Below are 24,298 nucleotides of genomic sequence, written 5' to 3'. Positions count from 1 at the left end.
TTTTTGAGAGATTAGAATTGTAGATCAAGGCCTAAACTGTAATTTTTCGACTGAGGATATCCATCAGAGCGGTCATAACCCATGTCAGTCACATTCTCAGGATTAGGACCTGTATATTTTGTGAACGTATATACGTTGTTCATGGTAAATGTTAACCTCGCTGATGTTATACCATATCTCTTGGTCTTGTTCCTGTCGAAATTGTATGAGAAAGCGATGCTGTTAATTTTAAAGTATGAACCATCTTCCAGGAACAATGTCTGATCCGCACGGAATGGTAAATAAGTGCCATTACCAATATTGTCTGCGCTGTATTCGCCAGTTCTTGTGAAATCGTATGGGTTAGGGAAAACTGTACCTTTGGTATTCGAAGGTGACCAATAGTTATACTGATCAATAGGCAGCATTTGTCCTAATTTTGTTGGACTGTAAAACCGCTGAAAAGCCTGCGCTGCCGCCGTATTAATGATATCTCTTTTGTATTTAAATGAAGTACTTACGTTGAGGGTAAAATTTTTATAGTTGGTATAGGATGAAAAACCACCTATCACCAATGGCATTGCATTACCGCATACGATATAATCGTTTTGATCAACAACGTAGTCGCCATTTACATCTGTCCAGCGGGCATCCCCCTGCTGAAAATAAATGGGATTACCTGCGGTGCCGGTGTGCATTCTTAAACCAGTAGCCGGATCAACGGGCACATCAGCATTGCTGGCATATACACCCTTTGTATTGTACATCACATTTGATAAGCTGTTTCTTCCCACACGATACATTGTACCAAGGCCTGTGTTGGGATCTACAACTACCATTTGCTTTGCTTCTCCAGGCAACCTTGTAAGCACTTCATGGTCAAGCGCGGCGTTGGCGGTAATAGTCCATGATACAGGGCTCGACGCACTTAAAGGTTTTGCTGTAACTGTCAATTCATAACCGTAGTTAACTAGTCCAAGTTCATTGGTACTAACCTGGCTGAATGCGTTCATGCTGGAAAGATTTTTTACATACAGGTTGTTGTCGTTCTGTTTGTAATACGCTTCAAATACAAATTGCAGCCTTTGCTTAAATAAACCCAATTCTGTTCCGAAGTTTAAGTCTGTTTTTGTTGCAGGAATAAGATGCACGTTCGGTGCCGATGACCAGTCGATATTGATAATAGGCGAGCTATTATATGTTGTGGTACCATTCAGATATTTACCGTAGGTATCGTAAATTGTACCAACAGGTATTGAGCTTTTGCCCCAGCCCAAACGGAAAGAGCCATAGTCGAGGAATGAAACGTGATCAAACAACTTTTCTTTGCTGAAGTTCCATCTTACGCCAACTGTAGGGTTAAATGCCCATGGCATATTGGGGCCGGTGATAGAACTTTTGCTCCACATAGCACCTGCGTTAAGTACATATTTTTTGTTGTAGTCATAAGAAGCATTGCCTGCATATGAAACGTCTCTCGTCTCAGTATTAGACAACGTACCACCCAAAGATGTTGCTGCACCCAATGGACCGCTTATGCCATCACTTGGTGTACCTGTTTGTTGTATAACGTCAACCTTATATTTTTTGCTGCTGATCTCAGAAAAACCATAAAAATTAATTGAATGGCCGCGCTCAAATGTTTTTGCATAGTTCAACATGAAACGATTGTATAGCGTTCCTGTCAAATCATTGTAAGCATAAGACTTAGACATGTTACCATTCATAATTGCCGGAGTGAAAGTATTTTCGGTGCCGGACATATAGTTATAGCTAAAAGTATTGGTAGCTCTCAATCCTCTTACGAATTCATATTGCATTTCGAAATTGGTATTCAACTGAGCAGTTTTGTTATTATCTATAACAGCCAGCTGTGCAAGGGCTGTGCTGTTAGCTCCAAATGCACCGGGAGGCGGCAATAATGATGAGGTATTTACATTTTGGGCAACACCGGTCTGCATAATACCATTTCCACTACCTTTTTTATTTTCGCCCATGGCAGCAGAAATAGTAGTAGACAATTTAAATTTTTGAACAGGCTGATACTGCATGTTCATGTCTACATTGTACCTGCTAAAGCCAGTATTTTTGATAATACCCTTTTGGTTAAAATAACCTATGTTGGTTTTATAGTTGAATGCCTGATCACCACCTGACACACCTACGTTATATGTTTGGTTCCATGTGTTTTTATAAAACACATCCTGCCAGTTAGTGGAGTTATTGTAATAAGCGTTCAAACTATCTGTAAGAGCAGGAGTCTGATCGATGGTCGTAAGAGCATGCTGATAGTTCGGATCAAATTGAACGATCTCATTCAGTCTCATCATTCTCTCGTCCCGTCCGCCAATGACTTTTCTTAAATTTGGTACAGTGCTCAAAAATTGATTTGTTCTAAAGTTTACAATAGGCACTTTAGACTTACCTCTTTTAGTTGTGATCAGGATTACACCATAAGCACCGCGGGAACCATATAAAGTAGTGGCCTGTGCATCTTTCAATATTTCAATTTGCTCAATATCTTCCTGCGGAATTAATGAGACAGGGTTGATACCAGGCCCTCCGGAATTAAATCCGTATTCATAAGTTGAATTTACATCAATAGGAACCCCGTCAATTACAAATAATGGAGATGTTGGTGTAAGAGCCGCATCGGCACCGGCACCGGAAAAGGAAGGATTAGAAAGCCCACGTAAATAGATAGAGCCTGTAGAACCAGGCGCCCCTGATGACGTATTGATATTGAGGCCCGCAACTTTACCTTGCAACAGATCCATAACGTTTGCACTTGGCACGTCGCGTATATCTTTAGCCGTAATAACTACCGTTGAACCGGTGGTTACCTCCCTGGCCTTTTTTGTATAACCTGTTACCACAACTTCACTCATTTTATCATCACGCACTTTCATCAGCACCTGCACGGCGGTTTGCCCAGGTTTTAGTTTCAGGTTAAAATTTGCATAACGTACATCAGTAAACGTAATAGCAGCATCTTCAGTTACTTTTATTGAAAATGTACCGTCGTTTGCAGTGATACCGATCACTTTTTTATTTGCGTAAATACTTACGCCGGCAACCGGTTCCTGAGTCTCACCATTTTTAACAATACCCGTAACCGTTATTTTGTTTTGTGCAATCAAAAAACAGGGTATTATTAAAAGCAATGCTACTATCTTAAGCATATTTTTCACTTTCATAAATTTTCCAGTTAGTATGGCTAAAAGCTATTTTTTAAATGAAACCTTTTTTAGTTATTTTCAAATTGAGGAACATCATCTTTAAACCAGAAGTCTACTTCCCAATCGCCGCTTTCATAAATACTAAAAGGGAAATTTATAACGGCATCTTCCTTTAGTCCTCCAAAACCTATTCTTGAATAGGAGAACACAGCCAAAGCCTGTGTACCATCTGAAGTAGTATAGGCAGTAGGGTATGTTATTAACGGTATAGGATACGCTACCTGGTAAGTTATCATTGCAGAATCAATCTTTTTTGGTCCCGATGTTGAATCTGCTTTCCACACAGGATTAAACCCGTGAATTAATGTAGCCCATTTAGTGGTATTGAATTTAGAGAGTTTGATTGGGTTATAGAGCGTATCGAAAAATCTAAAGGTCAGAGAAGTACCCGAAGGTATCTTGTTGTCTTTTGGTATGATTTTATGAAAGGACACCTGAACACTGCCAATGTAGCCGCGGGTCTTAGCTCCTTTAACATTAAACAAGCCTCCTATTGTTGTGTACGGAGTCAGCTGCATGCCAGATGTATGATCAAAATTTGACGGTGTATACGGAATTGGTTTGCCCGGAATCAACTTCATGCCTCTAAAGTATCGTGTACCTCCCTTGTTAGTAACTTTTACATCAAATAAATATCCTGGCTGCGGGTTAGACTGAACAAGTGTTGATGAGTTAGGATACCCCCAGAATACAAAATCCCCAGCATGATCTCTTACTTCAAAAAGAGAGTGATATTCTGTAGTTCTTTTTGCTTCAATTTCTGCGAGCGATTGCTCTTTTCCTGTGTAGGATTGCGACCATATTTTTACAGGAAACTTATCAGCAAGTTCACTTGCCGGCTCACCGGTCGCGGCATTCCTTATGTTCAATATTGAAAACGTAACAGGTGTAGATGTGTTACCATAATTGAAACTGGCGGGTATCAAAGTTGTCCTTTCCAACAGAGGATAAAATGCCTTTGTTAAATAGTCCGCCTCAGGATCCATTACCTCCTGCTCTTTGGGCACATAATCTTTGGCACATCCAGACAACATTACTATCATAGCTAAGGTCAGGATAGTATTGAATGCCTGAACAATCGATAGTCGTGATAATTTATTCATTGGTGTCTTTTTCTCTTGTATTAGATATTATTGAGTTAAGCCTCTTTTCGTAAATTCATTAAATCCAAATTCGTGACCTGATGTAAGCACGTTCATCAGTGCGTTTTTGGCTTTGCCGTTCACCGAATGGGTAGAAGCTGTTATCCAGTAACGTTTAAAAATTGAATTCTTACGATCAGAAAACATTATGTACAACTCGCCACCATTTATTACTCCTTCTGCTGTTGTTCTTAGTGCAGAACCCTGCATTAAATAATGATGATTTACTAAGCTGTCAGATAAGTTTGTTGTATCGACTGCAAGCGAGGGCAAATTCATTCCATCCAACAAACTACTTAACGTATCGGTAGTGTAAGTACCTGCTATAACATAGCGCCTAACCAATGTATCCAAATGATTGACATCGTATGTGGCAAGACTCAATGGCGCTTTACCGCTAATACTTCTTTCCCTGTTCAGATTATCCAATGCCAGACTAAAGCTTGCATTGGTTGGCAGGAACACAGTATACCTGGCTGAAAGGTTCTGTAATGTGTCTTTTAGATTTCCCGGCAGTCGATCAATTGCCAATCCAAAAGAATCCAATACTCCTTTTTGAGATTTAATATACTCGTACACACTTCCATTATATGAATCGACAGGAGTTTCATAACTATATGCTCCTCCGTCTTTTTTACACGCAAAAATTATAAACGACAACAGCACAGGTAAGACTAATATTTTTGCATACTTCTTAAACATAAAGTCTATTTTATTATAATTTGAAACTAGTTCCAGTATGAATTTTGAGATAGTTTTGGATTTGTAGCCAGTACACTTACAGAAACCGGCCAGTAAATTCCTTTCGTGTTTACCATATTCTTAACGAACGTAGGATCCTTGATTTTTTTGTACCTCACCAAATCATACCATCGCCATCCTTCTCCTATCAATTCCTTTCTTCTTTCGGCAAAAATTGCATCCAGAAGGTCCGTTCTGCTATCATATACAGCGACACCTCTTTGAGATCTTACGTCATTCAACAATGCCACCGCTTCGGGGCTTGCAGGACCCCAGATATTATACAGCGCTTCGGCTCTAAGTAGTTTAATTTCTTCCAGGCGGGTAAATACAATCGCTGAGTTGAACATTGGCAAAGTGCCTTTGTTACTGTTGATCACGCATTTTACCTTACTGAATACTGGTATCTCACCAGTGAAATTGGTGAAGCATTTTTCATAATATAATTTGGAAACAGAGTCACGACCAAAGCGAGGATCCGGTGCAATTCCCGGTTGGGCCCAGTCAGGAAATATAGACGTAATGGAATCTTTACTCACATACATATCGGGCACTGATTTAGATACAAACGGAGCGGCGAGGGTAAGCTCTTCCAAATGTCCGCTTCCAACATTTTCAGTAGCTCCGAAAGCAAAGGCTAAAATTTGGCGCTGATTATTTCCTGTAAACAAATTGCCAGATTGTGTAGGATCGCTCAAATAATTTGAACCGGTTACTCTCATCGCACTCGGTTGAATTTGAGAGGTACTTAATTCATTCACGACGTGAGAAGTGTACGCATCACAATCTATGTAATGCCCTTGCCATGCTGCGATATGAGCCAATATAGCATACGCAGAATATTTTGTAATCAAAATTCCGTACCATGACCCCGGGCCTTGTCCATAATAAGTGTTAGGCAATAACGGATCATTAGAACCAGCATAAACACCTGGCAGATCATTGATACATTTCAGTATTTCCGTCTCGGCGAAGTTTAATATAATAGTTTGGTCCGTAGCTGGTTTGGCAACAAACTCACCTTCCTCCGAAGTTGTTATCAATGGCACATTCCCCCATATACGGCTCATATAAAAATATGCGAATGCACGCATTACCCTTGCCTGCGCCACATCAGCCTTCCAGTTAGCCTCGGTGTAACGTTGATCATTGGCGCGTACAGTTCCTGAATGCTCAATAAAAGTACTTGCACTATTGATCACTGCATAAAATCGTCTCCAATCTGACAACGTTTGCAATGTGGGATAGTTATAGTTTAAGTTCCCGTTGATAATTGCTTTCAGGTCAGAGCGTGAGGTTGAGGTAAAATCACCTCCGCGCAATTCTCCCCAGAGCCAGTGAGCGTTGTCTTCAGCCAAAGCCGCACGCATCAAGCCGTACATACCCATTAGTGAGGCACGGGTATCTTCAAGTCTCTTCCAGGAATTTGCTTCAGGGGCCAATCGTGATGATTGAACATCCAACGCCTTATTACATGATGAGAAAGTTCCTAAGAGTATACAAATAAGCAGATAGGAAACTATTTTTTTATTCATCTCTTACTATTATAAATATTGAATAATGATTTTTCAGGTATAAATTCAAACCAGTCTATAGGTCTAATTTGATACCGAATGTGTATGACTTTGATAGTGGCAAACCATATCCTGTATAGTGGCCGTTAAAATCTACCAGTTCTGGATCGTTGCCTTTAAATGGTGTAATGGTCAACAAGTTCATGCCCGTTACATACACATATACCCGGGTGAAGGTTCCGCCAAGTTTTTTGATAAATCTGGAGTTGATAAAATCATATCCTGCAGTTACTGAACGTAGTTTAACAAATGATGCATCTTCCAAAAACAAATTCTGGTTTAGCTGATACGGTATTACATTGCTCCATGGGTTATATACAGGATATTTCGACAAGTCCGCATTTTTTTGCCAGTAAGTGATCTCCTTAACAGAGCTCATTGTTCCGCCATTTTCATTATTGACAAAATCTAATCTTTGAGATGCGTACTCATTTAATATTTTCTGGCCCAATGCGAAGTATATATCAAAGCTTACGTTGAAGTCTTTATATTTAATGTTATTAGCAAATCCTCCTGTTACCTTAGGCATAGCGTGGCCCATCAATACTTTATCATCATCATTAATTGTACTTGGATCGCCTTGTGTATTGGCCCATATTGGATCGCCGGCTTTTAATGCGATACCTTTATAGTTTTGCGTACTGGCCGGATCGGTGATATAAACTCCATTATTTTTCAACAACCAGTATTCATCAATCGCATGACCTACCTGCAATTTTCTGTCACCAATTATTACAGAACTCAAATCGCCCGGCAGCTTGGTTAATTCATTTTGATTATATGCAACATTAAGCTGTGCATTCCATGTGAAATGGTGCTTAGTGTCTCTTATGATGTCGCTGTTAATGATCACTTCAACACCTTTATTCAACACATCCATTCCATTGAGGTATTGACTAGCATAACCCGACTCAGATGATACAGGCACAGCAAACAACATATCCTTGTCGGCTTTTCTATAAACATCAACGCCGATATTTAACCTCGATTTAAACAGGTCTGCTTTAATGCCTGCGTTGAAATTTTCTGTATGCGCCCATTTGAAACCATATCCTACCCATCCACTTGAGTAAGGCCTTGTTAAACCAGCGAATCCATTATAGGAAGCAATAGTTGTCGCGTCTTTCCAACCCAGATCCACACCATATTGCGGGCCGGCACCAAAACGGTCATCAAGGTTATCTCTCCCTACCACTCCATAAGAAGTAGAGAAAATCAAGTTATTAATTGTGTTATGATTATTATCTATCCTGAAGATCTTTGTTAGATCCATATCAACAGCAGCGGTTGGCAATGGCATATACCAGCGGGCGTCAGGTTGTTGAGTAGAAGAACCGTCACTTCTAACCAACAGAGATGCATTGATCATCTCTTTGTAACCGTAATTAACTTTAGCGTACAGGCTGGCGCGGCGATGAGCTTCCTGATCAATAAACCTGGTAACGAGCATGCCCGCTACCGGAGTTAAATACACAGTTCCTTTAGGGTTTGAAGCGGAAATTACAGCAGAAGTGTGATTTGAATTTCCATCAACCATGTTTAGCTTAATGAAATCACTTGGCGTGTTGTACGCGTAAGCGTAGTTGTATTTATTCAGGTCAGCAGTGTAGGAAAACCCTGCTTTGAATTCGAACTTATTCGCCTTGTTTAAGTCCCATTTATATGTAGCAGCATTATCGAAAAACAGCCTTTGGTTATATCCGAAATAATTAGATACAAAGTTGTTATTCTCCATTATGGTTGTAGGAAAGAACTGATCTCTCACACCTGTGTTATAGTCGAAAGACAGCTTGGAAACTATTCCGAAATTATTAAGCTTCGCCGCCAAAGAGAAAGCGCCCTGAATACTGTTTGTAACATTATTATCAACGCTTGTAGTCAGTTGGTCAAGATAATTCGCATACATCGTTTTGTTTGGTGCGAGAGGAGTTGTCAGATCCGGAATATATCTTGCTTCAGCAAAGCGATCACGCAAATATCTTGCTCCCTCGCGTTTCATCATCGAAGCATTGATCGTGGTAGAAGAAGTCAACCATTTTAACGGAAGCATATTTACTGAAAAGAATGCCTGGTAACGGCTGAAGCCTGTTTGATCAGCTGTTCCATTATTCTTAGTTGCACCTCCAAAAAAACGGAAGTTCGCACGGTCAGAACCACCGGTAACACTTAAGTTAACATTGTAAAGTGCTGCGTTTTTATAATACAAATCCGTCCAATCTGATTTTCCGTAGTAATCAGGACTAAGATTATTGGCCAGGTATGATGGGTAATTTGTTTTTTGATCTGCAGTTGCATACTTGGCATAAAATGGTTGTCTGAAAGCATTTTCATCAGCCGCATTCAAAGTGGTGACAGCAGGTCGTTGAGCAAACCCAACATAACTATTTACACTTACCTGGCGCTCAGCTTTATGCGCATTTTTAGTAGTGATCCAAATTGCACCGTTAGGAGCCCATGGACCTAACTCTCCAATATCACCGGCATTCTTGTAAACATTAATGGATTCAACGTTGTCCAGATCGATTATTGACAACAAATTGGTTTGACTGCCTATCCTGTTGTAGTCATATTGCTGCACATCGTATGCGAAAGGATTTTCCTGGATAAGCGGCATTCCGTTTAAAAACACGGTGGGTTGTGTAGCAGTGATATTGCGGCGCAGCAGCAAAGGCATAGACAAGCCCCTGACAAACATATTTGTTTGATCTGAGCCTGGTTCTCCGCTTCTTTCCGGAACATATACACCCACTGCATTTCCTTTCAGCATTTGCTGTAAGGAAATCAATGGCTTTGTTTCAATTGTACCCATTGATACCGATCCTACAGATCGTTTAACAGGTAAGATGGAATAATCGGCCTTGCTCAATAACTGAGTTGTATCTTTTGCAGCCTGTGAAGTGTCTTTTGAGTCGCTTTTGCCTTGTGCCTCTGTATGCAGTGTGGTTCCAATACAGATAACGCAAAATAGTCCCAACCTTAGTAACAACTTATTTCCTATTCTCATAAGAAGATCTCTTTTAGAAATTTATTGATTACAGAAAATGCTTATGCTTTTTTGCTTCTCTTTCGGAGTGCTTAAAAGCTTAAAAATTTGTAACCAAATTCTTTAAGCAGTGATAACATTTTCAGCAATTTTGGTTTTAACAAATCTATGTGAGTTTTACATATTCTGCCAACTAAACACATTACAAAATAACACATGTGATAGCAATGACGCAGTTATCAAACGTTTGCGTAATCTTAAAAACAGCATAGTAAATCCACGTTCTATCGATGATTTTGGGAAAAAGTGCGCATAAACTTCATATCAATGACAAACAAAGAAATCTATATACGATCATTTTGAAGCAATTCCTGATACAGAGGATGGCGAAACAATACTTTTTAAAAAACCTCGAAAAAAAGCAGCGAAAGTACCGAAAAAAATGCATCTTTACCCGCCCTAAAAATAATTACCCAATTAACGAATTGCACCCTGTTCTTCTGTTTGCAAGGCTGCGTAAGAGACTGTTATGGCCGAAAAACAACCAACAATAAAGGAAATAGCAAAACGGTTGAATATATCTATCTCAACTGTTTCCAGAGCATTGCACAATCATCCTTCTATAGGATTAAAAACAAAAACGCTTGTTCAGCAATTAGCGCAAAAGCTGGATTATGAGCCAAACCAAATGGCCATCTCCCTTCAGCAACGCAAAACATTTACGCTAGGGGTTATTCTGCCAGGTTTATCAGAGTCATTTTTTTCTTCTGCAATTAGCGGCATTGAGGAAGTAGCCAACATGAACGGCTATACTGTGTTAATGGGGCAAAGCCACGATGATATCGAAAGAGAAAAGCAGCTGATGGAAACAATGAAAAAACATCGTGTGGACGGGCTAATTATTTCTATTACAAAAAACACAAAAACATTTGAGCATTTTGAATTTTTTAAAAAAGCAAACATACCTGTAGTTTTCTTTGACAGAATTCCTGACATGAACGACATCAATTATGTTGCGTGCAATATTTTATCCGGCACCATAAAAGCCATCAGCTATCTGCTTAAAGCACGTCACAGAGTTATAGGAATGATCAATGGTCCCAAAACGTTAGTCGCTACTGCTGAAAGGCGGGACGGCTATATGCAGGCAATGCAAAAGAACAGACTCAAATTTGATCCTTCATTGGTATTCAATTGTGACTTGTCAAAAGAAAGCGTTTATGAAGCCACTCAAAAATTACTGTCACATAGTCGAAAGCCAACCGCCATTGTTACATTCAATGATTATGTAGCTATGGATGCTATGCACTATGCCACTCAACAAAATATTTGTGTAAACAAAGATTTGCTGTTTGTAAGCTATGTCAACCTGCCCATGCTGCCACACCTAAAATTTCGTCCAATTGCAAGTGTTGAACAATATCCATTTAAGCAAGGCCAAAAAGCAGCACAAATGTTGGTAGAACTTTTGCAAAATAAAATTGAAAACACGGAGCGTCAGATGCATTATAAAATCATTATTGATTCGGATTTGGTAATCCACGCTTAGTCATAATTTTTGAATGATTAAGCTTCACTTATACAATTACCAAAACATCTGAATACGTTCTATTCTCAAACCCGCCTTCACGTGCTTTAAGCCACTTGCTAAATAGTGCTCTGGACAAACTCAAAAAGAGCATCCGATTTTCATTTGTTGCCTCTTTAAAACAATCGTGCGTCCTTTTTTTAAAATCAGTAAAATTATTTATGGTGCTGTTTCTGTTCTCGCAACCATTTCAACTAATGACCGGTCTTTAGAGATTATAAAAATCTAAACCGCATCAAATGAAAAAACATTTTCTCGCAATTGCTTTATGTGTTGCAATTGCATCAGCTTCAGTGGCCCAAACTTCAACCAACATTCTTGCAGCAACGCAAACAACAGAAAGCACTATTAAAATTGACAAAACAGAGCGCAGTGCCATAGCATGCGAGTACAACATGACAGCCGATGCACTAAAAGATGCATTGAAAGAAAGTTTCAAAGCGAAAGGAATAAAGCTCGAAAAATCCAAAGGTCTTTTAATCGCTAAAGGAGTTTCACTACAAGAAATGGGCAACAATACCTATGACGTATATTTTGAGGTTGACAATAAAAGCCGTTCGGAAAAAGACAAGTCTATCGGCAAGATGGCTTTATCAAGTGGCTATGACAATTTCATAGACCCAACAAATACCGACACTTATCTAAAAGCTAAAAACTACATTCTTTCTTCTCTTAATCCTTCGATATATGCGGAGAAAAAACAGGTCGATATCTCTGCACAAACAGATGCCTATACGAAAGCCCAAAATAAATACAATGATCTGATAAAAGAAAACGAAAAATTGGAAAAACAGCGTAAGAACCTGGAAGGAGACATTGCTGAAAACAAAAGAACCCAGGAGCAACAACTTAAAGAAGTGGAACGACTGAAAACAGCGCTTGATACACTAAAATCTATCAACAATAAATAATATCCGAAATGAAAAGCCCCCTGTTAAGTACCAGGGGGCTTTTTCTAAAATGCTTGTTTGAATATTGTTTCAACAAATCTGATCTACATAGCTGCAACGTTACACTCCAAATAGATTTGCTGACTTAATTGTTTCATGTGATCCTCAAGATCTGAAATATAAAATACGGCTATCAGCTTAAACTCTTTCATCAGCTTTAGCAGCATTTCTACAACTTCAATCTTTTCGCAGGCTTCGGCTGCGTGGCGGGTTTTATCTGCAGACATATCCATTTTATAAAGCGTAATGACCATCTCAATGCACGCTTTGCTTAAACTCTTCATCATTGCTTTCTCCATTGTTCTTTCTACCCTCTCCACAAGTCCGGATATCTTCACAAAAAGATCATACGCCCTTTTATAAGCCACACTATTTGAAACATTGCTTTTAAGGCGCTCTACAGCATTGAATTCACCGGTAGCGCGAATTGGCTTCAATTCATGAATCTGAACCAGATGTTTTTCGTCATATTCTAGATTTTTCATTGGTGGGCGTTTTATTCAAAATTGAGCAATCTCAATCTGCTATTTGGTTTCAAAAAATTCGTGTATTGTTAAATGTTAACAAACTGAAGACTGAATTATACTGACGATAGTTGCTTTCTAAAATGTAGAAAAGGCCGTCAGTCTTTTTTAAATATTATATCAAAAGCTGAGTGAAGATTATTTTACTTTAGGATACATACGATTCTCATCTCGTTCGTCAAGTCGTCGTTCCGCAAAAAAAATACGGCAGCATAACCAAACAATGAATAAACTACCAGATACGGCACAAGTGGTATTAACAACTTGCGAAACAAGTTGCCAGTTAACAAATGCAAAATTCCAAAGGCAAAAAATAGTTACGGTCAATAGACAAATAATAATGGAAATAGCGATGAAGCCTATGAGTGTTTTCATGGAAATTATATTTAGATTTAATCCGTTTTTTATTACAAAAAGCGAGTTGCAAAGAAATCAACTCTTTTGCACTATTACTTTATGAAAAAGTTAGATTTGATTAGGAAAAAGCCCTAAATAGGTCTGTATGGGGAGGTTGATATAAGATTCTAAAGGGCCACGTCGCCATAGATAAATATTCTGACAACGCATGCATTGATTTATGTAACCAGATTGCTACAATGAAGCAGAAAGAACCGGTTGTTTATTCAAAAAATAAATGGGCAATATTACCGAGATTGAACTTCAATTTCACTTGGCGACACTTTAAACTTTTTTTTGAACGCCACGCTAAAATTACTGATTGAATTAAAACTGAATTCATAGGCAGTGTTACTAACTGATTTGCCCAAAATTATGGCTTGGCGAGCCCCCTGCAGACGATAGTGCTGATAATATTGATAATATGGTAACTTAAATAATTTTTTAAAAAGGGCCTTAAATTTAGTAGCACTCATTTGAGCCTTTTTCGCCATTTCTTCAAGCAGAGGACAATCATTCGAAAAGTCTGCAATCAATAAATTTCTTATCTGGATCATTCTTGCGACCTCTACTACTCCGGTAGATTGCTTAAGTAATTCGCGATCGGCTTCTATTTGCAGAAATAAAACCGCAAGTAACTGATAAACTGCCCCCAGCAAATACAATGATTGAATATGCTCCACGGATTCATGTTCAAATATGTCGGTTACTTTCTCAACCATTTCTGCATTCTTGTTTGAATACCCTTTTAAAGACTGACCAACACGAAAACCCGAAGATTCACTATTAGTAGAATAGGGAAAAATATTATGAAGAGCCCTACTTGTAAAAACCAAAATCACAATTTTTGTTTCCTCGTCCGGTGTTACCCTAAACAGGCTTTGCACATCTGATGAAAAATAAAGCACAGAGTGCTTTCCAGACAAGCCCAGACCGTTCATTTCCTGTTTGTCAGCTTCGCCGTCAAAAACGTGCATATCAATGCCTTCCTTTAAAGAAAATAAACAGGCATAATACTCCGGCCCTGACTCAAGTAGTCGCTTAAAATTGATTGCTTCAGCAAATAAAATGCCTATTCGCACCAGCGCAATTCCGTTGTTGAATGGGAAAAAATCAACATAGCCTTTGGCAAGGGAATTATCTATTTGTATGCTATCATTTTTTAACACTACCCCTACCCCAAGCGCATCCAGCATAGTATTAAAGAACTTGTTGAAATGGGGCTTGTCCACGCCCCAGTCCGCTATTATTTCCTTCATATGCAACTGATAACAATACATTAACCAAAAAAGTTTAATTGCCATCTCGCATTTAATGGACTAATTATAAAATTGACGACACGAGGTTGCAGAAAACCAAGCTTCAATGTAAAATTTGTGCCCGGGAAACAACACTCTATAATGTCATGTTTAAGTCATCGTTAGTGGCTGCCTTTTATCGAAAATCGAATGACATTTTGATAAACTTCAGCGAATAGCTAGTGGATAATTTTGTGTCTTCAATATTTAAAAGTGGGCGAGCATAAAACAGCAATTAGCTAACTACGGCCATTAAATATTTTTTTAACACAACAGTAAAACCTAGCATTATGAAACTGGAATTTAGCAGAGAGTCGGTTACCAAACAGTGGCAAATTAAAACAATGCCAGAGCCAGGCGAAAAATTCCTGGGCGATGTGAAATTTAGTGGGGAAAAGGTTGTATTTCCGGAAAGTATTGCGACAGGCTTCAGTTCGCATCACAAATTAGACGATGATATCGAACTTTCCACTTGTAATCTGATATTTAAGACCGATGCGTCTCTTGAGCGCAAAGCAACTGAAGAAACCGAATTTTATACAATGCACATTAATTGTAGTCCCACTCAATTATCCCATTTCTGCGAAGGCAGACAATCAAAAATTGGAGGTGATCTAAGCTTAGGTGTATTTTGGTCCGCGTCGGATATACAATCTTTTATTAAGGTGGGAGCAGGTGAATCTTTTTCGGGAATAGTGATTCATATGTCAAAACAGTTCTTGCAAAATGCTTTAGGATATTCGGCTTTGCCAGCCCTAAATACTAACCAAATTATAGAAACTGCGAAGCATCATCTACATAATGAGCCTGGTAACAAGGCCATTAGCACTACTGCTTATCAAAAAAACATAGTTTCGGGAAGCATCTATTCAACCATTTGTGAAAAAAAATATGAGTTGGTGCGAGAAATTTTAAGTTTTGACCTAAACCACTCTCCTCACGAAAGACTATTGATAAAAGCTAATATTCTGAAAATACTTGCACTTTTCATAAAACGCATCTCAAGTAAAAATGAAAGAAATGAAAAGTATGCACACTTCAGCGATGCGACTAAAATTTTTGAAATAAAAAAACTAATAGACGACCATGCAGCTTCTGAAGATTTCTCTCTGACTTATTTAGCAAGAGCGGCAGCTATTAGCAAAACTAAACTTAAAACAAAGTTCAAAGAAATTATAGGCAAAACCGTCTATCAATATTACCTGAATGCAAAAATGGAAAAAGCCAAGTTTATACTTGAAGATAGTCCGATTCCGATAAGCGATCTGGCTTATGAACTTGGATTTAAATCGATAAGTCATTTTTCCCAGGCATTTAAAAAGCATTACGGAGTATCTCCAAGTCAGTTAGTTTAAGAAAACCAGGCATTCAAATTACACAGTTTATCTGGAGAGAAATCAATCAAACCCGCTGTACAAGAGAATCATCAACCTGAAAAGGCGTGCATTTTGCACGCTTTTTTAATGTGTTATTGCCAGGTGATGCAGCTCTTACACGGGACAATTTTGATATTCCTTTTAAATAAAACCTGTTAACATGCGTGTCGATAGATATCCGGCTCACAAGCCAGATCTTCTGGCATTAAGGAAAAAAATATAAAAGAAAAAAACTGACAAATGCCTAAGGTCAACGGAGAGTGAGATAACCAATTGAGAGTGATGCACCTGGATTCCTTTCATAACAGCTGTAAAACATACTTAGTCCTTCGAATTTCTTTGACTGGCCTTTCCTTAAAATCGAATGCCCTAATAATAAACTCCAGCGGCTCAAGTTAAAATAATTTCGCATCTGTAAACCTGACGTGCGGCATTCAAGCGTATGGATGCGCACTAATAAACCTTAAAAAAATTAAACCTATTAATAACCGATTCTATGAAAGTAATGTTTAAAAAAGATGGGATTGATAACCAATGGTTAGTTGACATGGTACAAGATATGAATGCAAAGTTACCAGGCAAGATTGAACTCAGGGATAACAAAGTTATCTTCCCTGAAAATATTGCAACCGGTATATGCTCTTATCACCAATTATCTGAACGTCTTGATTTATGTATTTTTAATCTTACGTTTAATACGCCATTGTGGATCGAACGAACCGCAACAGATGATTCTAAGTATTATTCAATGCATATCAATTGCAGCCCTTCTGAAATATCTCATATTTCGGAAGGCAAGGAGTCAAAAATTGCAGGTCCTGTAAACTCAAGTATATTTTGGTCTGCCTCCGATCTGTCTTCATCCTTTAAAATTGAAAAGGGACAGACGTTCCAGGCAATAATCGTTTACATGACAAATGAGTTTTTGATGGAGGCATTCGGAGAAGAAACAGCACACAATTCCTCTGCCGAAAGCAACAGCACCAGATGCCAACAGAACGACACTACAACTATGAGACATCTCATCGAGCAAAAACATTTTATGTCCCGCAGTTTACAAACAGGCTTAGGAACATTAAAATATGAGCTGATGCAGGAGATTCTGAATTTTGACAAAAAAGACTCGTTTTCAGAAACGCTTCTGATAAAAGCGAACATTCTAAAAATTATTGCACTGTTTATAAAACGTGTTGCTAAAAAAAATAACAGAGATGAAGGATCTGCTAAATACTGTGATGCCAACAGAATCCTTGAAGTAAAAAAGATAATTGATGAAAATGCAGGCAACGAGCCAATTTCGTTAACCGATCTTGCAAAAAATGCTGCGATGAGCAAAACGAAACTCAAAACAAAATTCAAAGAAATTGTAGGAACAACCGCTTACCAATATTATCTGGATGTAAAAATGGAAAAAGCCAAGTCTATACTTGAAGATAGTCCAATTCCAATATGCGATCTGGCTTATGAACTTGGATTTAAATCGACAAGTCATTTTTCACAGGCCTTTAAAAAACACTATGGAGTAACTCCAAAATCCGTAGCCTCAAAAAACTAACACACTACACAAAATAAATTGCTTCAAAAAAGAGGAGCTTAACGGTCGCGCCTGAAGCATTTCAAAACAAATTCATCTTATCCTTTTAGCCTTCGTCCTTTAAAACAAGGCGTGCAAATATTTTTAGCACGCTTTGCTTTTTATACTTCGTGCATCGAAATACTCATCACTCATCACTTCTTTCCATAACTTTTCGTCCAGAAATTTGCCAGCGGAATATCTATGGCCACAAACCAGTTGCTTCGCCAGCGTGACTTATCTGACACCAATAGTTTTCCTTCATCATTCTTGTAGTACAGCTTTGATCCATATTGCCAGCCATATCCAACGGACAATGGAATGTAGGGCGCTTTTTTAAAAGGCAATCCAATTCCATAAACAAGATACCCGCCCGGCGCAAAAATATCATTCAAAGTAACCTTCTGTTCCAGTGCCGTACTATCGTCATTAAGTCTGTAACCAGCAATGGCCCCCACATCGATTACTGTAAAATATGCACTTAGAGAGCCCAGCGTCCGTCCGTCCTTCCAGAATCCGAGGCCCTTGCTTACAGCGAATCCCACCGGCGCCGTCACCCCCACTTTTGAATTGCCTCCGTCTATTTGATCGGTGCTATTAAATGACCTTCCAAAATATCCTCCTATATAGGCATTAAGAGAAATGTTCCATGCAGAATTCTTTTTAATGGATGAACTTCCAGCCGGTAACACTGCCGCTTCTATCGCAGCTTGTGCTTCTTCGGGTCCTTGAGATTTTACAATACTAGCCATCACGTTTCCATACTTCAGAGCACCTTCCACAAACTTCCAACGATCCTTTATCGAATCAAGAGAAAAAAACCTGCTAACGTCAAGCTTTGATTTTGCAGCAGCAAAACTTGTCTTTACAGGCGCTGATATTCTGGTGTCCACTCTAAAGACCGAATCTTTTGCAGCAACCGCTTCTTTAGGTTTTTCCAGTACTTCCTGCAAAATCTGGTACGCGTTCATTACCGCAGCATTGTAGTTTTTTGTGTAGATGTTCTTGTATAAACTGTTTGCGTTTCGCGCCATTACAATGTACCGGTCATTTGCAATACCATCTTTAATCGTATTAGCTACCTTAAATCCATAATCTACAACATTGATTGCTTTTTCTATGTAAGTGGAATAATCATCGTTGGAAAGATTGCCTTTCTTTGTTTTGATGTCTTTCAGTGTTTGTTCTACGTCATTTGCCAACACCAAAAAATTTTCTATGAGATCTGCAATCTTCAAAATATTATCCGCATTATCTCTCATAAAATCCTGCACGCTAGTGTCTTTGCCGGGCGCATAGAGGAAAGCAATGTTTTGCATTTTTTGATACAACAGGCCCAGGTATATTCTTAACGTGATAGTGTCATTCAAAATATGCTGGTTAAAATCACAGAATCTTATCCAGGCTACATCTTTATTGTAAATAGTGTCATATTTAAATAAGACAACGCTGTCCAGCCTGACCAGGCCCTTTGCGGAAATTTTTGTGGTGTCCGTTTTAAAAAGATTGGGCCCAAGCTGAGTCATCTTCACCATAAATGTGTCTTTTGTTAATGGCACTGCCTTTACTGTTAATGATCGTGCCGTATCCACAGTGTATTCAACACGTCTCACGCTTTCAGAAATTTTATCGAGTACCTGCCACGAACTTTGCAGATTGATGTTCATTTCGCCCCACTCGCTTAATTGTGCAAAATGATTGATGAGAATTGCAGGATGCAGTGATGAATCAGGTTGCGAAAGTGCACTGATTATTTTTGCGGAGCGTATCGCCAAACGAATCTCTGGCAATGTTTTCAAAAGCTGCTGGTACTTGGGAAGATCAATCAACAAATTCAAATTAACAATCAGGTTGCTAACATCCTTATAAAATGCTTCGCGTAGTGATTGCAAAAATTCCGAATAACGATACGAAGCTATGCTACCCAAAAAAAATGTTGTAGAAGGAAATAATGTTCTCGCCTCAACATGATCCTCAAGATATTTTTTCATCCTTTCAAAAAAAGCAATGTTCAATTCTTCTTTCCCCCGCTTGATAAGAAATCTTGCGAGACCATCTGCGATGTTGGTTACATCAAGATTTCCAAGCGCACCAATGCCAGATTGCACAAGACTTGTAAAAGCACCTTTCGAGGCGTTCGGATCAAATCTTATGAAGGGATTGTATTTAAACGACTTTTCCATGGAATCGATCGGGCTTTTTTCTGGTGTAACGTACCATTGCATTATCTGATGCACTTCGGGAATATCAGGAATATTGATAAACACAGAGTCACCAATCTTCAATTTATCTTCGCCAACTGAATAAAGCGTACGAAGCTTTATTGCATCATAGTATGCGTTCTGTGCGTTTAATAGAATTGGAATAATCAGCAAGAGGCCTAAGGTTATTCTTTTCATGATGTTACGTTGATGAGGTTTAAACTATTGAATGATTCCACAGAAGAGGGAAATGCTATTTCATTTAATGCATTTTTTATTGATGCTCTATCAAATCCAACTTTGTTAGATGATATCAATAAAGCGATGATTCCGGACACAACAGCACATGCAAAGCTGTCGCCTCTTTGTTGTGCGAAGAGACCGGATGTTTTACCGTAGGATACGAAATTGTAATTCGGCAAAACGAAATCCACTTTGCTATTTAGTTTTGGAAGATTGCTTAAAGGCTTTGTTATTGCTCCAACCGCAATAACATTGTCAAGGGAAGCAGGATCTCTGATTATATCTGCAGATAATTGCTCATCAATTCCAGCCGCGGCAACTACAATCTTGTTGGGTCTGAAATTTTTAATTGTATCATTATACTGTGCATCGAGTTTGTTGCTGATATTAACAATCATCGGCTGATCATCTCTATTGATAAATTGCAATACCGCATTTATATCAATTCCGCCGGAGCTGGCTCTGGCATTGAATACAGGCAATTCAACCAAACGGCATTTGTTTGCAAATCCTATTATTCCCGTAGTTCCTGCGATGATGCCGGCAATGAAGTTTCCATGGAAATTAAAAAGCGGATCGTTTACGTGAAATGGAGCACTAACCGGATTATTAAATTGGATCGATGTGCTCATTGGATGATCCAGTATTCCGATGGTTACGTTTTGACCGCCGGCAATTTTAACCGCATCCTCTATTTCCAGCAACGCTCCATAGTTGATTTCAGATTTGAGTGTTTGCCCATCAAAGCAGGAATTCAAAAAAGATTGCAGATCGGGTATTGGTTTCTCTGCTGCCGATGGAGAACCCAAACCAACTTCCCATGCCCAATAACCCTTTTCGTTTTGATACCATTTCCCAACTTTGTTTGTCTTTTCATTGACACTTATGAAAGGAGCGCCGTTAAACAATTTTGCCACCACATTGCTCTTATCAGAAAAATCTTCTACAGGAGCTTTGCGAATATTAAGCTTCGGTACTATTACCCTCATTTGCGTCATACTGATGATTTATAGTAAGAGACTTGTGTCTTTTAAAATATTCAAATCAACTGTTGGATTCCTGCCAATGGTACCATGTTCCGTATACTGCCAAACGGCCCAATCATTCCAACCATTTGGTACAGGCACTTTGGTTGCGTCAGGGTTTGATGGATAATACGACATCCATAGTTTATGCTTTCCCAATCCATGATTGGCCGGTAATTTTCTGTCGAGATATTCTTTTCGACTGTAAAGCATTACTCCTTTTGTAAAATGGGCATCGATGGCTTCGATAAACGTATTTACCCATAGCAAATAATCGGCTTTACCCAAAGGAGAATCCCATGTTGGCTGATCTTCAAGATCAAGCACTATGGGCAAATCGGGCGATGCGAGAGTGGCAATTCTGCTAATCATTTCATTTGCTTCTGCTGTGGCATCGCTTTTTACAGAACCGCCGTTTCTTGTGTCTGGTCTGCAAAAATGATAATAGCCAATTTTAAAATTCTGGAGCTTTGCATTGTGTACATGCGTTGCAGACAGCATATCAGGTGTGCCCACTCCTTCTGATGTTTTGATATACACAAACTCACAACCTGCATTCTTAAAAGCGTTCCAATCCGGTGCATCGTTGTGATGCGAAACATCAACTCCAAAGGAAAAACCCGCCGGCAGATTAATGGGAAGATTTTTGAAATTGGAAATAACTCTTCCCGGAAGTCTTATCACACCACCACCCCAATAGTAGATTCCTGCCTTGTCTCTATACCATTTGCCGATAGCTGGATTAGTGGGGTCTTCCGTTTCCTCTCCTTCAAATTTAAAGCCTTGCAAAGCAACGCCGACAATATTGTTTTTATCGGCAAGACTTGGAGGAAAACCGCTTCGTTTGTTTAATTTTTTTGCGCTAACCTGTAACAGCATATTATCCTACGGCCTCCTCTCCTGAATTAGGGTTGACTATTATTGTAGGAGCATTGCTATTATTATTGTTCGGTTGATTACCGGAACTTTTGCTATCATCGCCACTGCCGGTGGCCGTATCGACTTTTGTTCCTACTCCTCTTATGCTGATTAGTTTATTCAGCATGTCAAACCAAAACGGTGCGCCAAGACAAATAGCAACAGCAGTAATCAACCATCCTATTATGGTAACAAATCCTCCTTGCTGCCTCGAACTGTTCTTAAAATAATGGTGTTTTCTCTCATTTTGTATATAAGCACAGCGATCGTTAAACATCTGCATTCTCGCATACTCAGATATAGCCGATGAGCCCATTTTTTTTAACGATTCATCGATGTTTTTCTGTTGTACTCGAAATGCATCGGCCTTAGTTTGTGCAACGTCTTTTCCTTTATTGTCCAACTTCTCAGCCCTCGTTGTATATGTGTCGATAGAATCTGTCAATGTGGCTCTCAATATCCTGGTTGCTTGAATTGTATCTACGATAAGCTTTAACGAGTCGATCTTGCGATAATATTCTTTGGTCAATGTTTCTTCGCAAATTTTACAAGTGTCGCCCCAACCCCATCCTAATCCTAATATCTCGTTTGCCGTGTTTGCATCATTGTTGAGCTGCTGATAAATTGTGTTGATAGTTGTATCGTTATTCTGTGCTGCGTATACCTTTCGCAGCTTTGCGGTATCATCGTACAGGTTGTTAATGATGCTCCCATATTGTTGCTGCCGGCTGATGGCCATTTGCACCAATTGATCCCTCGCCGTTTTGTCTTTTGCCAATATCGAATGAATAGCAATAGTGTCTACATTAAAAAATATCGCCATTATCAATCCCAAAATGAAGAGAATAACGCGGTTATATCGTTTATACCAGCCCGAACATCTATCCATTGTATCGTTGAACCATGCTTCTAGTTTTAGTTTGAAAGTATCCAAATCAGCGTTTGACTCTAACCAGAGGGAACGTAAAAACAGTGCAGTATCCATGTTGATATCAACTGTATCAAGTGTTGAGACAACAGTGTCTTGTTTTTGGAAAAGAAGAGCTTTTACTGCTGGATTTTTTTTATCAGATTCCAGATTGATGGGCAGTTTGTAAATCTTGCCATTATTAATAGAATCAGATATTGTTTGTATTTCGTTGAGGTCATCTTTACCAAAGCCCTTGAGAAGATCGACAATTACTTTTGAAAAATTTTGCGGAGAAATGTATGCGGGCTTGCTGTAGAAATTATCTTCTCCCAGATATCTTATCAGTGGATGTGCATAAAACCAGGGAGTAATGGTTTTGTCTTTTAGCAAGTTAGGCTTCCCGAGCAAATGCGCAAATGACTTTAATCTACTCCAAAAACCGTTTGCTGTCGTGGCTTTGCCGTCTTCCAACATGCGTATAATTGCTTTCTCCAAAACCTTCGATCGAAAGGCTAGTTTAGTAGAAATCATCTCCTGCAAAATGGTAGCAAGCAAGCTGTATAATAGGAACACGAATACGAGTCCTATAAAAACATCAAGGGCAACATTGTTGAACATCGCTATTGGGAGTTATGTGTTCTTGTTTACAAAGACGAGATATCGCTTACATAACGGACCGTGTTCACATGCTTTACTTACGGAAAAGCTTATGAATAAAGCTTTTTAAGGGGACGGTATAAGATGAGGAGATAACAACTTCTTTTGTTACTCTAAGCTAACTAAAGTAATTTCTATTTGCAACAGCAATTACTAACACTACTCCTGATTGACGATTATGCGCTTTTTTCTTTTTGTCATGGCAGCTAATGCAAAGAAAACGCCTGCAAATGCAAACGATTCGCAAAGTCCCATTCTGTCGCTGACATCGTTCATGTTGGAAACAAATCTTGGTATATGCAGTAAAATAAACCAGCCCAGGATCATAATACCGCAAAGCAAAGAAGCGAGATGTATGGTGGGGCGCAACAGTATGCCAACGCCACCGGAAATAAGGCACACACCGCAGAAATATGTCCAGAATTCATGGAATGGAATATAGGTAGGAATGAAATTTCGTACAAAATCTGCATACTTGAAATGCGCATAACCACCGGCTATTAGAAAAGGAGCGATAAAAATAGTACCTGCAATAATCAGTAGCCTTCGCCTGCTATCATGCGCGGAGGCGTTTGGAATGATGTTGTGTTTGTTTTCTAAAAAACTGGCTGCAATGATCAATGCGCCTCCCATTAGTGCGATGGCTTTATAACCATTTACCCAGTCATTCATAAAATGGAATAATGCCCTGATAACAGAAAGAAAGAAAATAAGCAATGCAATTAATAAGGCAGAAATAACTGGACGTTTTTTTAAAATAACGCCAATGCATAGAATAATTAGAACGGTAGCGGAAACATAGGCCAGTGCAGGATTTAGATTAAGGCTGGCGGGCCAGGCAGGTGGACGGCCCACAATAAAATCTTTTGAGATAAAGCAAATAATGGAAAGACCTATGAGGCCGATGGCGTACATAACACGGCCCGGTTCTGACAGCTTTTTCATTAATGGCGTATTAAAATGGTGCGATAAGGATAGCTT

General features: G+C 39.0%; 16 protein-coding genes. 4 read left to right on the top strand and 12 right to left on the bottom strand.

Annotation, left to right across the window (positions count from 1 at the left end; all coding sequences use genetic code 11):
* Nucleotides 1-11: 11 nt before the first annotated feature.
* Genes QJ048_RS23215 through QJ048_RS23195 form a run of 5 tightly spaced genes read right to left on the bottom strand, consistent with a single transcriptional unit; the run spans nucleotide 12 to nucleotide 9,679 of the window.
* Complete coding sequence (locus tag QJ048_RS23215; protein WP_282336861.1) at nucleotides 12-3,176, bottom strand: SusC/RagA family TonB-linked outer membrane protein; 3,165 nt, start codon at nucleotides 3,174-3,176, stop codon at nucleotides 12-14.
* A 50-nt stretch (nucleotides 3,177-3,226) separates the two neighbouring features.
* The gene (locus QJ048_RS23210; protein ID WP_282336860.1) at nucleotides 3,227-4,321 is read right to left on the bottom strand and encodes a DUF5007 domain-containing protein; all 1,095 of its coding nucleotides are present in this window, start codon (nucleotides 4,319-4,321) and stop codon (nucleotides 3,227-3,229) included.
* Between the two features lie 27 nt (nucleotides 4,322-4,348).
* Complete coding sequence (locus tag QJ048_RS23205; RefSeq protein ID WP_282336859.1) at nucleotides 4,349-5,062, bottom strand: fasciclin domain-containing protein; 714 nt, start codon at nucleotides 5,060-5,062, stop codon at nucleotides 4,349-4,351.
* Between the two features lie 26 nt (nucleotides 5,063-5,088).
* Nucleotides 5,089-6,636, bottom strand: coding sequence for a RagB/SusD family nutrient uptake outer membrane protein (locus QJ048_RS23200; RefSeq protein WP_282336858.1), 1,548 nt, complete (start codon nucleotides 6,634-6,636; stop codon nucleotides 5,089-5,091).
* 55 nt (nucleotides 6,637-6,691) lie between these two features.
* The gene (locus QJ048_RS23195; RefSeq protein WP_282336857.1) at nucleotides 6,692-9,679 is read right to left on the bottom strand and encodes a SusC/RagA family TonB-linked outer membrane protein; all 2,988 of its coding nucleotides are present in this window, start codon (nucleotides 9,677-9,679) and stop codon (nucleotides 6,692-6,694) included.
* A 508-nt stretch (nucleotides 9,680-10,187) separates the two neighbouring features.
* Here QJ048_RS23195 and QJ048_RS23190 point away from each other — a divergent pair.
* Nucleotides 10,188-11,207, top strand: a complete 1,020-nt coding sequence (locus QJ048_RS23190) for a LacI family DNA-binding transcriptional regulator (protein WP_282336856.1) — start codon at nucleotides 10,188-10,190, stop codon at nucleotides 11,205-11,207.
* A gap of 278 nt (nucleotides 11,208-11,485) precedes the next feature.
* Nucleotides 11,486-12,157 carry a hypothetical protein gene (locus QJ048_RS23185; protein ID WP_282336855.1) on the top strand — a complete coding sequence of 224 codons (672 nt, stop codon included), beginning with the start codon at nucleotides 11,486-11,488 and terminating at the stop codon, nucleotides 12,155-12,157.
* 83 nt (nucleotides 12,158-12,240) lie between these two features.
* Here the strand turns inward: QJ048_RS23185 and QJ048_RS23180 are convergent, their stop codons facing one another.
* Nucleotides 12,241-12,681 (bottom strand): hypothetical protein, encoded by a 441-nt coding sequence (locus tag QJ048_RS23180; RefSeq protein WP_282336854.1) that lies wholly within the window; start codon nucleotides 12,679-12,681, stop codon nucleotides 12,241-12,243.
* Between the two features lie 683 nt (nucleotides 12,682-13,364).
* Nucleotides 13,365-14,375 carry a helix-turn-helix transcriptional regulator gene (locus QJ048_RS23175; RefSeq protein WP_282336853.1) on the bottom strand — a complete coding sequence of 337 codons (1,011 nt, stop codon included), beginning with the start codon at nucleotides 14,373-14,375 and terminating at the stop codon, nucleotides 13,365-13,367.
* Between the two features lie 329 nt (nucleotides 14,376-14,704).
* Between QJ048_RS23175 and QJ048_RS23170 the strand changes: the two genes are divergently transcribed.
* Both QJ048_RS23170 and QJ048_RS23165 read left to right on the top strand, forming a co-directional pair.
* Complete coding sequence (locus QJ048_RS23170; RefSeq protein WP_282336852.1) at nucleotides 14,705-15,769, top strand: helix-turn-helix transcriptional regulator; 1,065 nt, start codon at nucleotides 14,705-14,707, stop codon at nucleotides 15,767-15,769.
* 517 nt (nucleotides 15,770-16,286) lie between these two features.
* The gene (locus QJ048_RS23165) at nucleotides 16,287-17,345 is read left to right on the top strand and encodes a helix-turn-helix transcriptional regulator (RefSeq protein ID WP_282336851.1); all 1,059 of its coding nucleotides are present in this window, start codon (nucleotides 16,287-16,289) and stop codon (nucleotides 17,343-17,345) included.
* Nucleotides 17,346-17,518: 173 nt separating this feature from the next.
* Here the strand turns inward: QJ048_RS23165 and QJ048_RS23160 are convergent, their stop codons facing one another.
* The 5 genes from QJ048_RS23160 to QJ048_RS23140 form a co-directional block, all read right to left on the bottom strand.
* On the bottom strand, nucleotides 17,519-19,762 hold the full coding sequence (locus tag QJ048_RS23160) for a hypothetical protein (protein ID WP_282336850.1): 2,244 nt from the start codon (nucleotides 19,760-19,762) through the stop codon (nucleotides 17,519-17,521).
* Nucleotides 19,759-20,805: a S8/S53 family peptidase gene (locus QJ048_RS23155; RefSeq protein ID WP_282336849.1), complete on the bottom strand. Its 1,047-nt coding sequence runs from the start codon at nucleotides 20,803-20,805 to the stop codon at nucleotides 19,759-19,761. Before QJ048_RS23155 ends, QJ048_RS23160 begins: the two co-directional genes overlap by 4 nt.
* A 9-nt stretch (nucleotides 20,806-20,814) precedes the next feature.
* Nucleotides 20,815-21,711, bottom strand: a complete 897-nt coding sequence (locus QJ048_RS23150; RefSeq protein WP_282336848.1) for a glycoside hydrolase family 25 protein — start codon at nucleotides 21,709-21,711, stop codon at nucleotides 20,815-20,817.
* A gap of 1 nt (nucleotide 21,712) precedes the next feature.
* A complete protein-coding gene (locus QJ048_RS23145; protein WP_282336847.1) occupies nucleotides 21,713-23,278 on the bottom strand; it encodes a hypothetical protein in 1,566 nt (521 codons plus the stop codon).
* 198 nt (nucleotides 23,279-23,476) lie between these two features.
* Nucleotides 23,477-24,262: a hypothetical protein gene (locus QJ048_RS23140; RefSeq protein WP_282336846.1), complete on the bottom strand. Its 786-nt coding sequence runs from the start codon at nucleotides 24,260-24,262 to the stop codon at nucleotides 23,477-23,479.
* Between the last annotated feature and the right edge of the window lie 36 nt (nucleotides 24,263-24,298).

Origin of the sequence: Pinibacter soli (assembly GCF_029961145.1) — a bacterium.
Lineage (GTDB): Bacteria > Bacteroidota > Bacteroidia > Chitinophagales > Chitinophagaceae > Pinibacter > Pinibacter soli.
The sequence above is the reverse complement of the archived record's forward strand: the minus strand, read 5'-3'. Positions and strand labels throughout refer to the sequence as shown.